This is a genomic window from Micromonospora gifhornensis, assembly GCF_016863515.1.
Classification (GTDB): Bacteria; Actinomycetota; Actinomycetes; order Mycobacteriales; family Micromonosporaceae; genus Micromonospora; species Micromonospora gifhornensis.
In genome coordinates, this window is sequence record NZ_BOPA01000011.1 from 23,987 (window position 1) to 36,513 (window position 12,527).

Annotated in this window: 8 protein-coding genes; 1 reads left to right on the forward strand and 7 read right to left on the reverse strand. The window is 71.6% G+C overall.

Translation table 11 applies throughout. The features are described from left to right. Positions 1-39: 39 nt before the first annotated feature. From thrB to Vgi01_RS06430, 4 genes are all read right to left on the reverse strand, one after another. A complete protein-coding gene (gene thrB / locus Vgi01_RS06415; protein WP_373306882.1) occupies positions 40-984 on the reverse strand; it encodes a homoserine kinase in 945 nt (314 codons plus the stop codon). 93 nt (positions 985-1,077) lie between these two features. Continuing rightward, positions 1,078-2,322: an MFS transporter gene (locus Vgi01_RS06420; RefSeq protein WP_102659267.1), complete on the reverse strand. Its 1,245-nt coding sequence runs from the start codon at positions 2,320-2,322 to the stop codon at positions 1,078-1,080. A gap of 276 nt (positions 2,323-2,598) precedes the next feature. After that, positions 2,599-5,892 carry an efflux RND transporter permease subunit gene (locus Vgi01_RS06425; RefSeq protein WP_204290446.1) on the reverse strand — a complete coding sequence of 1,098 codons (3,294 nt, stop codon included), beginning with the start codon at positions 5,890-5,892 and terminating at the stop codon, positions 2,599-2,601. 9 nt (positions 5,893-5,901) lie between these two features. Then, complete coding sequence (locus Vgi01_RS06430; protein WP_239088823.1) at positions 5,902-7,776, reverse strand: ABC transporter ATP-binding protein; 1,875 nt, start codon at positions 7,774-7,776, stop codon at positions 5,902-5,904. A gap of 73 nt (positions 7,777-7,849) precedes the next feature. Between Vgi01_RS06430 and Vgi01_RS06435 the strand changes: the two genes are divergently transcribed. After that, on the forward strand, positions 7,850-8,419 hold the full coding sequence (locus Vgi01_RS06435; RefSeq protein WP_239088824.1) for a TetR/AcrR family transcriptional regulator: 570 nt from the start codon (positions 7,850-7,852) through the stop codon (positions 8,417-8,419). Between the two features lie 100 nt (positions 8,420-8,519). Here the strand turns inward: Vgi01_RS06435 and thrC are convergent, their stop codons facing one another. The 3 genes from thrC to lysA form a co-directional block, all read right to left on the reverse strand. After that, positions 8,520-9,569: a threonine synthase gene (thrC, locus tag Vgi01_RS06440; protein WP_013735658.1), complete on the reverse strand. Its 1,050-nt coding sequence runs from the start codon at positions 9,567-9,569 to the stop codon at positions 8,520-8,522. A gap of 257 nt (positions 9,570-9,826) precedes the next feature. Beyond that, positions 9,827-11,128 (reverse strand): homoserine dehydrogenase, encoded by a 1,302-nt coding sequence (locus Vgi01_RS06445; protein WP_013735659.1) that lies wholly within the window; start codon positions 11,126-11,128, stop codon positions 9,827-9,829. A gap of 8 nt (positions 11,129-11,136) precedes the next feature. Further along, positions 11,137-12,522: a diaminopimelate decarboxylase gene (gene lysA, locus Vgi01_RS06450; protein ID WP_204290449.1), complete on the reverse strand. Its 1,386-nt coding sequence runs from the start codon at positions 12,520-12,522 to the stop codon at positions 11,137-11,139. Between the last annotated feature and the right edge of the window lie 5 nt (positions 12,523-12,527).

Genomic DNA, 12,527 nt, shown 5'->3' on the forward strand with positions numbered 1-12,527 from the left:
GATCGCATGCTTCGCGGCTGTGCTAAGTCTAGAGCGTAATCAACTCTTGCGACCTGCGGCAACAGGGTCCCGCTCCGCGTGTCCGAGTCTACCTTGCTCGACCTGCGCCCCGCGCACGTCTACCGCCAACCGCAGAATCTGCCATTCTGTTCCCGCCTCGAACCCTTCGGGCAGGTCAGACAGGGCGAGCGCGGTCGGGCCCGCCCCACTGATCACGGCCGGCACACCGGCCGCACGCAACGCGTGGACCACGGCCGCCGTATCGGGCATCGAGGCCGCCCGGTAATCCTGGTGCAGCCGGTCGACGGTGGCCGGCAGCAACAGATCCGGCTGTGTGGTCAACGCGTGCACCAGCAACGCCGCCCGACCGGCATTGAGCGCGGCATCGCCGTGCGGCACGGTCGCCGGCAGCGCCGCCCGGGCGGAGGCGGTCAGGCCGCGTTCGGTGGGTACCAGCACCGTGGGGCGTACGCCCTCGGCCACCGGCAACGACACGGCCCGCGCGCCGGAGGGCTCCGTCCAGGCCAGGGTGAACCCGCCGAGCAGGCAGGGTGCCACGTTGTCGGGATGCCCCTCGATCCGGGCGGCCAGCCGCAGCGCGGCCTCGTCATCGAGCCGCTGGGTCCCGTCGGTCACCAGGGCCCGAGCCAGCAGCACCCCGGCGACGATGGCGGCCGAGGAGGAGCCGAGCCCGCGGGCCTGCGGGATGCGATTCACGCACTCCACCGCCAACCCGGACGGCTGCCCGCCGAGTTCGTCGAAGGCCGCCCGCATCGCGCGTACCACCAGGTGCCCGTCGTTGCGCGGCAGGTCACCGGCGCCCTCACCGTCCACGGAGACGGTCACGCCGCTGGCGGTCACCTCGGCGGCCACGTCGTCGTAGAGCGCGAGGGCGAGACCCAGCGCGTCGAAGCCGGGCCCCAGGTTCGCGCTGGTGGCGGGGACCCGGACCCGGACCGGGCCGGCGGCGAAAGTGGTCGGCACGCCGCCCATGCTAGGGCTCGACCGACGCGGTCCGACGCGGATGCCCGACCCCTGAGACGCACCTCGCGCCCGAACACGCTTGCGCTGAGGCTCCTACCGAGTGCCGGTCTCGGCGACGGTCGGTGCCGGGGCGGCCAGTGACAGCCGTCGGGTGGCCAGCCGCCAGCCGATCGCGTAGGTCAACGTGACCAGGCCACAGCTGGCCAGCACGACCCGCTCGTCCACCACGTCGATGACGGAGGCGACCACGAGTTGGCTTACCGAGATGGCCAGGGTCGCCAGCATCATGTCGGTGGCGAAGACCCGGCCGCGCAACCGGTCCGGCACCTCACCCTGCAACGCGAAGTTGGACATCACCCAGTTGCTGCCACCGGCGAAGTGCGCCACGAAGACCAGGACCAGCACCAACGGGAACCAGGACACCACTGAGGTGCCGAGGTAGGCCAGCCCGTACGCCGACATGGACAGTGCCAGCCCCGGCAGCAGCCAGGCCCGGTTGGTAAGCACCCGACGCATCAGGATCGGGCCGACGAGCGCGCCCGCGCCGCGTACCGCGAACAGCAGGCCGGCGCCCAGCGGGCCGACCCCGTACAGCCCGGCCAGCAGGGGGAAGACGGTCAGGACCCCATTGCCCAGCCCGACCGCCGACTTCACCGTGACCAGGGCCAGCACCCGCGGGCGGTGCCCGATGTAGCCCAGTGCCTCGCGGATCGCCGTCCAGGTCTGCGGCACCGGCGCGTTCTCGTCGCGGGGCGCCTGCAACGGCCGGCGGATGCGCCCGGCCAGGACCGCGGCGATCACCAGGCCGACCGCGGCCACCCAGAAGCAGACGTACGGGCCGGTAGCGGCGGCGAGCACACCGCCGAGTGAGGCGCCGACGATGGTCATCGTGCCCCAGGCCGATCCGGCCACCGCGTTACCCGCTGCCAACTCCTCCGGTTCGAGGACGTTGGGCAGGGCGGCCTGTGCGGCCGGGGAGTAGAACGCCTTGGCCACCGCGACCACGCCGATGCCCAGCATCGCCAGCCAGGCCGTACCGGCGCTGCGTACGCCGAGCAGGAGCAGCACACCGACGAGCGCGGCGCCGTTCGAGATGATCATGATCTTGCGGCGGTCGAACCGGTCGGCGATGGTCCCGGTGTACGGCAGCAGCAACGCCACGATGCCGGTGTCCACAGCCAGCACCAGCGCACCCCACACGCCACTACCGGTCAGCTTCGGCAGCAGGACGAGCAACGGCACCATCACGAACCAGTCGGCACCGAAGACCACCAACTCGGCCAGGAACAGATTGCGGAAGTTCCGGTTGCGAGTGAGGACCGAGAGGGTGGACGCCACGAGGCGGACCATACCTGGCAGGCGTCGCCGACTGAGTCGCGGCGCGGACATCGACGGAGATACGCCACGATCGCGTAAACAGGACCGCCGCCGAGGCACGACCGGGCTCGTCGGTACGGCCCGGCCCGGCGGTACACACGGGCTCGGCGGTACGCACGGGCCTGCCGGTACGCACGGGCCTGCCGGTACGCACGGCCCTGCCGGACGCCGACGCCCCCGGCGGTCGCCGGGGGCGTCGGTCCTGGTGCTGGTGTCGGTCCTGGTGCTGTCCGGCCGTTACTCCGCGGGTGGGAAGGGTGAGTTGCGGCTCTTGGGCAGCCGGAGCACCTCGAACTGGTCGGTGCCGTCCACCAGCGCGCCGGACGGCGCCGCCGGCACCGGACGGCTCTGCGCCGGACGCTTGTCGGTCTCCGCCGGCCCCTGCGTGGCGCGCTCGGCGGTGGGCGGCTGCTCGTCGTCCGGCTTCGTCGCGTCGGTGTCCGACACGGCTGGACCGGAGTCGGAGGCGCCGCCGGAGCGACCCGCCCGCCAACTGCGCACCGACTGCTTGGTGTCCTCCACCATCGCGTAGAGGGTGGGCACCAGGATCAGCGTGAGCAGGGTGGAGCTGAGCAGTCCGCCGATCACCACGATCGCCAGCGGTCGGGAGATGAAGCCGCCCTCGCCGGTGAGCCCGAAGGCCATCGGCGTCAACGCGAAGATGGTGGCGATGGCGGTCATCAGGATCGGACGCAGCCGGTGCCGTCCACCCTCGACCACGGCCTCCCGTACGCCCATCCCCTGCGCCCGGTACTGGTTGACCAGGTCGAGCAGGACGATCGCGTTTGTCACCACGATGCCGACGAGCATGAGTACGCCGATCAGCGCCGGCACGCTCAACGCCGTCCCGGTGGCCAGCAGCAGGGCGACCGCCCCGGTGGCCGCGAACGGAATGGAGACCAGCAGGATCAACGCCTGCACCACGCTACGGAACGTGGCCATCATGATCAGGAACACGATCGCGATCGCGGCCAGCACGGCCAGGCCCAGGTCGGCGAAGGTCTCCCGCTGCTCGGCGCTGACCCCGCCCAGGGTCAACGTGGCCCCCGGTACGTCGATCGCGTCGAGCCGCTGCTGCAACTCCGTGCTGATCGCGCCGAGGTCGGAGCCGGTCACCGTACCGGTCACCGAGACGCTGCGCTCACCGTCGATCCGGCGTACCTGCTGCGGCCCTTCGGTCTCGGTGACCTCGGCGATGTCGCCGAGCTTGACCGGGCCGACCGGCAGTGCCTTCAGCTCGTCCACCGTCAGCGGCGGCTTCGCCGACAGGCGCAGCACCACGTCCCGGCTGCCGCCGGAAATGCTCACCTGACCCACCGGCGTGCCCCGGAACGACTGCGCCACCAGTTGGCCGATCGCCGCCTCGGTGAGCCCGGCCCGGCTGGCCGCGACCCGGTCGACCGCGACGTCCACCCGGGGCACCTGCTGGGCGAGGGTGGTCGAGACGTCCTCGACACCGGAAATGCCGGCAAGCGCCACCCGGGCCTGCTCGGCGGCGGCCGCCAGCGTCTCCTGGTCGGCGGCGCGCACGATGACCGCCAGTTCGTTCGCGGACGCGCCACCCTGACCGGCCGGGAAGGTGATCTCGCCGGCCGTCGCACCGAGCGACGCGAACCGCTCGCGCAGGATGCCGCGCATGGCCTTGGCGTCGGTCTCGCCGTCGAGCCGCAGCGCGTAACTGGCCACGTTGTTGCCGGCGCTGCCGGTCCACGGGCTGTCCCCACCCCCGGCGGTGACCTGGTACGACTCGACACCCGGGGTGTCGGCCAGCACCGCCTCGACCCGGCGGGCCGCCGCGTCGGTGCCGGCCAGCCCGGTGCCCACCGGCAGTTCCTGCCGGATGTTGAGGGTGTCCTGACCGGAGTCGTCGAGGAAGTTGCTCTCCAGTTGCCGGGCCAGACCGAAGGTGCCGAAGAGCACGAGCACGCCCACGGCCAGCGTGGCCCAGCGGTACGCCCGCCGGCCGGTGGCGAACCGGATCACCGGCAGGTACGCCCGCTGCAACGGGCTGCGCAGCTCGCGCTCCTCGGCGGCCCGGCGGATCGCCTCGCCGTCGGTGCCGGCAACCGGCTTGAGGAACCAGTACGCCAGCACCGGGATCACCGTCAACGACACCAGCAGCGAGGCGAGCAGCGCCACGGTGACCGTGATCGCGAACGGCGCGAACAGCTGCCCGACGAAGCCGCCGACCAGGGCGATCGGGGCGAAGACGGCGACCGTGGTGAGGGTGGAGGCGGTGACCGCCCCGGCCACCTCGCGGACGGCGGTGAGGATCGCCTCCCGCTTCGGTTCGCCGTAGGTCAGATGCCGTTTGATGTTCTCCAGCACCACGATCGAGTCGTCCACCACCCGGCCGACCGCCACCGTCAGCGCGCCGAGGGTGAGCAGGTTGAGCGAGTAGTCGCCGATCCAGAGGGCGAGCAGCGCGACCACCACCGACAGCGGGATGGAGACCGCGGTGACGATCGTGGACCGGATCGACAGCAGGAACACCAGGATGACCACCACGGCCATGATCAGACCCAGCAGACCCTCGGTGCTCAGCGTCTTGATCGACTTCTCCACGAACGGCGCCTGGTCCAGCACCACGGTCAGCTCGGCCCCGGTCGCACGGCGCAGATCGTCCAGGCGGTCGGCGACCGCGTGCGAGATCTGGACCGCGTTGCCGTCCGGGTCGGCGGTGACCGCGATGCCCAGGCTCTCCCGGCCGTTGGTACGGGTGATCGCGGTGGGCGGGGTCAGCTGCTCCTCGACCGTGGCGACGTCACCGAGCCGGACCGGACCGGCCTTCTTGACCGGCGGGGCGACGATCACGTCCCGCAGTTCGTCCAACGTGGTCAGCGGGGCACCGACCTGCACCGGCAGGCTGCGGTCGCCGTCCAGCACGGCACCGGCCGGTACCGCCACCCCGTTGGCCTTCAACGCGGTGGTGATCGCGGTCGGCTGCACCTTCGCCTTCGCCAGCTTCGCCGGATCGGGCGTGATCACCACCAGCTCGTCGCGGACGCCTGTCAACTCGACGCCACGTACGCCCTCGATCGCCGCCAACTCGGGCACCACGACATCCCGCAGCTTCGACGCGAGTTCCCGCTCGTCACCGCCACCGGACGCGGCCAGCACCACGGCCGGCAGGTCGTCGGTGCTGCCCGCGAAGACCTGCGGGTCGACGCCGTCGGGCAGCCGGGTGCGGTTCAGCGCGGTCTGCATCTTGCTGACCACGTCGTCCAGGTCGGTGCCGAACTCGTACTGGACGGTGATGGTGGTCAGGCCCTCGCGGGAGATCGAGGTGACGGTGTCCAGCGCCGGGATGCTCCGCAGGCTGTTCTCGATCGGCTCGGTGACCTGGGACTCGACGACCTCCGGCGCGGCACCGGGATACGAGGCGACGATGAACGCGGCGGGGAACTCCAGCGAGGGCAGGAGTTGCTGCTTCAGCGACGGCACGGCGTACGCACCGAACGCCGTGGTCACCACTGCGATGAGGGCTACCAGCCCCCGGTTGGCGAGGCTGAATCTGGCGAGCAGCGACATCGGCGTGACTCACTCCTGGGGGAGACGGTCGTGGGGCACGAGCAGTGTGCCCGACCCGTTCCCTTCGTCTGCTTCCGGGGCGGTAGTGACCGTTCCTGTCGCGGTGCCGATACGCAGCGATGCCACCAGGTCCCGATAGAGCTCGTCGGTACGCAGCAGGGTGGCGTGGTCGCCCACGGCTCGGATCCCGCCACCCTCCAGCACCACGATCTGGTCGGCATCGAGCACGGTGGAGAGCCGGTGCGCGATCGTCACCACCGCACCCTGCTGGGCCCGCTGCCGCACGCACCGGCTCACCACCGCCTCGGTCAGGCCGTCGACCTGCGAGGTGGCCTCGTCCAACAGCAGCACATCCGGCGTACGCAGCACCGCCCGCGCCAACGCGATGCGCTGCCGTTCGCCCCCGGAGACGGTGGTGGCCGCCAACGGCGTGTCCAATCCGAGTTCCAGGCCGGCCACCTTCTCGTGCAGGTCGACCGCCCGCAGCGCGGCCCACAGTTCGTCGTCGGCGGCGTCGGGATGGGTGAAGCGCAGGTTGTCGCCGATCGTGCCGGGCAGTACTGGCGTCTCCTGCTCCACGTAGGCCAGTCGGCCACGGATCTGCGCCGGGGTGTGCTCGACGTACCGACGGCCGTCCAGCAGCAGGTCACCGTGCTCCGGTTCGAGGAAGCGCAGCAGCAGGGAGAACAGCGTGGTCTTGCCGGCTCCGGAGGGCCCGACCAGCGCGGTGTGGCCGACGCGGGGGATCTCCAGGTCGATGTCCCGTACGGCGGGTGGGGCTCCGGGGGCGTACCGGGCGGTGACCCCGCGCAGGGCCAGCACCGGCTCGGCAGGAGCGCCCCCGTCCTGCGGTCGGCCTGCCGGTCCGACCTCGGCCGGCACGGAGCCGGGTTCCGCAGCCAGGGCCTCGATCTCGCGCAGCCGGCCGGCCGCCGCGATGCCGGCCTGCATGGCGGTCAGGTTCTGGGTCAGGTCGCCGATCGGCCCCATCAGCCCGAAGGCGTAGAGCAGGAAGGCGATGAGGGTGGACACCTCGATCAGGCCGCGTTCGGCCCGTACGGCCCCGACCCCGAGGATGACGATGACCGCGAATTGGATGCCGGTCCAGGAGATGGTCCAGACCAGGGCGCTACGCCGGGCGGCGCGCAGACCGTGCCGGGCGGCCTCGCGGGCGTGGGTGGTGAGGGCCTCGGTCTGACGCTGCTCGGCCCGGCTGGCCTTTACCGTGCGGACCGCCCGCAGGGTGCCTTCCAGGATTCCGCCCAGCTGTCCGACCGATTCCTGGGCGGCCTCCTGGGCTCGGCCGATGGTGGGCAGCAGCAGGCCCATCAGCACCGCCACCACGAACACCGCGACCATGGTGACGCCCAGCAGCACCAGGTCCAGGGTGCCCATCAGCACCAGGGTCCCGATCAGCGCCAAAGCGCCGTTCGTCAGTCCGACCAGGCTGCCGGACGCCTGGTGCAGCAGCGCCGGGTCGGAGGTGGCCCGGGTGACCAGTTCCCCACTGGGGCGGCGGGTCAGCTGATCGATCCGGGCGGCCAGGTAGCGGCGGATCACCCCGGTGCGGGCGTCGAGCACCACCGCTTCGGCGATGCGACCCATCAGGATCCACTGCCACAGCGAGATGACGGCACCGACCACCACGAGCATCAGCAGCACGGTGACCGGTCGGGCCAGGGGCTCACCGGCACCGAGGGCGTCCAGCACCCACTTGGTCACCAGCGGGGCGGCCAGCCCGGCGGCGTTGGCGAACAGGCCGAGCACCAGCCCGACCAGCATGGCCGGCCAGTGCGGCCGGAGATGGGTCAGCAGCAGCCCGGTGCGGGCCCGCTGGGTGGGCGGCTGGGGTTCGATCCGAGTGGGTGTGGCGGTCGAAGTCACCCCGCAATGGAACATCACTGTTCCATTGCGGGCAAGCACAATTCCGAATTTGTACGTTGGTAGCCTCTTCGACGTGTCCAGCAGGGATGAGAGCGGCAGCCGGGCGCGGACCCGTCAGGCGATCCTGCAAGCCGCGATCGAGGTGCTCAGCCGCAACCAGACCGCCAGCCTGGGTGAGATCGCCACCGCCGCCCAGGTCGGCCGGACCACCCTGCACCGGTACTTCGCCGAACGATCGGACCTGCTGGCCGCCGTGGCCGCCGAAGGCGCGTCCCGGCTGAACGAGGCCACCACCCGCGCCCGCCTCGCCGAGGGCACCGGCGCCGAGGCCCTGCTGCGGCTCTGCGCGGCGTACTTCGACCTCGGTGACCTGCTCTCGTTGGTCTTCTCCGAGCCCGCGCTGGTGAACGACCCCGCCTGGAGCACCGAGGTCTGCGACGACGACTTCCACGCCATGGTCGCCCGGGGCCACGCCGACGGCAGCATCGATCCGGCACTACCCGCGACGTGGTTGCAGTCGGTCCTCTGGTCCCAGCTCTACGCCGGCTGGAGCTACCTCACCGACCACCAGATCTCCCGCCACGAAGCCCTGGCCCTGGTCCTCCGCACCCTCACCAACGCGGTGAAACCCCACCCCGGTTGAGTTGATCAAGAGGTTTGCGTCAGAAACGGCGCCGACCGAGACGCAAACTTCTTGATCAACGCAAAGGTCGGGGGGGGTGGGCGGTGAGGGGAGGGGGAGGTTAGGCGAGGTCCAGGGAGCGGGCGGCGGCCAGGGGGTCGTTGGCGATGGTTACCGGGGAGGGGGCGGTGGAGATGGCCCACTCCGGGTCCTTGAGGCCGTGGCCGGTGACCGTGCAGACGACTGTGGAGCCGGCCGGTACCCGACCGGCGGCGGCCTGCTGGAGCAGACCCGCCACGCTGGCCGCGCTGCCCAGCTCGACGAAGACACCGACCTCCCGGGCCAGCAGCCGGTACGCGGCGAGGATGTCCCGGTCGGTGACCGCGTCGATCAGGCCGCCGGAGGCGTCCCGGGCGTCCAGGGCCTTGGTCCAGCTGGCCGGGTTGCCGATCCGGATGGCGGTGGCGATGGTCGACGGCTCGGGCACCACCTGCCCGGTGACGATCGGCGCGGCACCGGCGGCCTGGAAGCCGTACATCCGGGGGGTGCGGGTGGCGTTGCCGGCCGCGACGTCCTCGGTGTAGCCCATCCAGTACGCGGAGATGTTGCCGGCGTTGCCGACCGGCAGGCAGTGGATGTCCGGCGCGTCACCCAGTGCCTCGACGATCTCGAAGGCTGCCGTCTTCTGGCCGTGCAACCGGTCGATGTTTACCGAGTTGACGAGCGCCACCGGGTAGTCCTGGGCGAGCTTGGCAGCCAGCGCCAGGCAGTCGTCGAAGTTGCCGGTGACCTGGAGCAGCTTGGCACCGTGCACGAGCGCCTGGGCCAGCTTGCCCAACGCGATCTTGCCCTGCGGCACCAGCACCGCACAGGTCACCCCGGCACGGGCCGCGTACGCGGCGGCGGAGGCGCTGGTGTTGCCGGTGGAGGCGCAGATGATCGCCTTGTTGCCGGCCTCGACCGCCTTGGAGACGGCCATCGTCATGCCACGGTCCTTGAACGAGCCGGTCGGGTTCGCCCCCTCCACCTTGAGGTAGACGTCACAGCCGAGCCGGGCGGAGAGCACCGGCGCGGGCAGCAGCGGGGTGTTCCCCTCGTGCAGCGTGACAACCGGCGTGGCGTCGGTGACCGGCAGTCGGTCCCGGTAGGCGTCGATCAGGCCCCGCCACATGTCGTTCTCCTCGTCTCAAGTCTGCCGTGTCGGCCACTACCAGCCTCGCGCGGCCGTGCCGAGCTCCTGTCGGCGCACCCACCCCCACCCACCTGGCGGGACACGCCTGTCGCCCCACCAGTCAACCAGCCCGACCCGACCGCCCGGCAGCGGCCGTACGGCCAGGTCAGGTCGGGTCAGGTCAGGTCAGGTCGGGCCGGGTCAGGTCGGGCCGGGTCAGGTCGGGCCGGGTCAGGTCGCCAGTGCGAGCCGCGTGGTCAGAAGCCGCCCTCGACCCGCAGCACGCTCGTCACCGACCGGACGATCTCCAGACCGCGCAGCTCGTCGACGGTGGCCGCGAGCGCCGCGTCCGGTGCCACGTGGGTCACGATCACCAGTACGGCGTCGCCGTTGCCGCCGCCTGCCGGGCCCTGCCGCACGGTGGCGAGGGAGACCTCGTGCCGGGCGAACACCCCGGCCACCGCCTCCAGGACGCCCGGACGGTCGGCCACGTCGAGGCTGATGTGGTAGCGGGTGAGCGCCTCCCCCATCGGCCGCACCGGCAGCGCCGCGTACGAGGACTCGCTTGCCGAACGGACTCCGGCGAGCCGGTTGCGGGACACCGCCACCACGTCGCCGAGCACCGCGCTGGCGGTCGGCGCGCCACCGGCACCCCGACCGTAGAACATCAGCTGACCGGCCGCGTCGGCCTCGACGAAGACCGCGTTGAACGCGTCACCGACGCTGGCCAGCGGGTGGGTCAGCGGGATCAGTGCCGGGTGCACCCGGACGTTCACCGACTCCTGGCCCTGCGCGTCGGTGCTCCGGGCCGCGATGCAGAGCAGCTTGATGGTGCAGCCCATCGCCTTGGCGCTGGCCACGTCGGCGGCGGTGACCTCGGTGATGCCCTCCCGGTGCACGTCGGCCGCGCCGACCCGGGTGTGGAAGGCCAGCGAGGCGAGGATGGCGGCCTTGGCCGCCGCGTCGAAGCCCTCCACGTCGGCGGTCGGGTCGGCCTCGGCGTACCCCAGTGCGGTCGCCTCCTCCAGCGCCTCGGCGAAGCCGGCGCCGGTGGCGTGCATGGCGGAGAGGATGAAGTTGGTGGTGCCGTTGACGATGCCGGTGACCTGGGTGATCCGGTCCCCGTGCAGCGACTCGCGCAGCGGGCGCAGCAGCGGGATCGCACCGGCCACGGACGCCTCGTAGTAGAGGTCGCCGCCGCCCTCGACCGCCGCGTCGTGCAGCGCACCGCCGTCCTCGGCGAGCAGGGCCTTGTTCGCGGTGACCACGCTCTTGCCGGCCCGCAGCGCCTCCACCAGCCAACTGCGCGCCGGCTCGATGCCGCCGACCACCTCGACCACCACGTCGACGTCGTCGCGCTTGATCAGACCGAGCGCGTCCGTGGTGAACAGCGCCGGGTCCACCGGCAGCTCACCCCGGTCACGACCGATCCGGCGTACGGCGATGCCGGCGATCTCCAGCGGGGCACCGATCCGGGCGGCGAGGTCAGCGGACTGCTCGTGCAGCAGCCGGACCACCTCGGCACCGACAGTGCCACAGCCGAGCAGGGCCAGGCGCACAGGTTGTTTCATCCCACATCCAAGGCGAGCAGGTCAGCTTCGGTCTCCCGCCGGACGATCAGCCGGGCCTGGCCGTCGCGTACCGCGACCACGGGGGGTCGGGGCACGTGGTTGTAATTGCTGGCCATGCTGCGGCAGTAGGCACCTGTGCCAGGCACCGCGACAAGATCTCCGGGCTGCACGTCCGCGGGCAGGAATTCATCCTTCACCACGATATCCCCGGACTCACAATGCTTTCCCACCACGCGGGCGAGCATGGGCTCGGCGGTGCTGGCCCGGCCGGCCAGGGTGGCCGAGTACGAGGCGTCGTAGAGGGCGGTCCGGATGTTGTCGCTCATCCCGCCGTCGACGCTGACGTACGTCCGGATGCCATCGACGTCCTTGACCGTGCCCACCTCGTAGAGCGTGAACACGGCCGGGCCGACGATCGCCCGGCCCGGCTCGATCGACAGGTGCGGCACGGCCAACTGCTCCGCCGCACACTCCGAGTCGACGATCTTGCGCAGCCGCTTGGCCAGGTCGTGCGGGGCGGCCGGGTCGTCCTGGCTGGTGTACGCGATGCCGAAACCGCCACCGAGGTCCAACTCGGGCAGCTCCACCCCGCGGGCGTCGCGGATCTGCGCCTGAAGGGCGAGCACCCGACGGGCGGAGACCTCGAACCCGCTGGTGTCGAAGATCTGCGAGCCGATGTGCGAGTGCAGCCCGCGCAGCTCCAGCACGCCATCGTCGAGGATGCGCAGGGCAGCGGCGATGGCCGCCCCGCCGGCGAGGGAGAAGCCGAACTTCTGGTCCTCGTGGGCGGTGGCGATGAACTCGTGGGTGTGTGCCTCGACACCGACGGTGACCCGGATCAGCACCCTCGGGCGGACCGCCCGCTCCCGGGCCAGCGCGGTCAACCGGTCGATCTCGGCGAACGAGTCGACGATGATCCGGCCGACGCCCGCGTCCAGCGCCCGCCGCAGCTCCGCCTCGGACTTGTTGTTGCCGTGGAAACCGATCCGCTCCGGCGGCATCCCCGCGGCCAGCGCCACGGCCAGCTCACCACCGCTGCACACGTCGAGGAACATGCCCTCCTCGGCGATCATCCGGACCACCGCGCGGCAGAGGAACGCCTTGCCGGCGTAGTAGACGTCCTCGGTGGGGAAGGCCGCCCGGAAGTCCCGGCAGCGCGAGCGCAGATCGTCCTCGTCGAGCACGTAGACCGGGGTGCCGAACTCGGCCGCGATGTCGCGTACGCCCAGGCCCGCGACGACCAGGTCGCCGTCGGCGCCGCGCGTCGTGTTGCGTGGCCACAGTCGCGGCATCAGGGCGTTGACGTCGGCCGGGGTACGCAGCCAGGCCGGCCCCCGGTTGCCGATGTCGCCGTGCAGCGCACCAGCCTCATGAGCACGCATTGTGA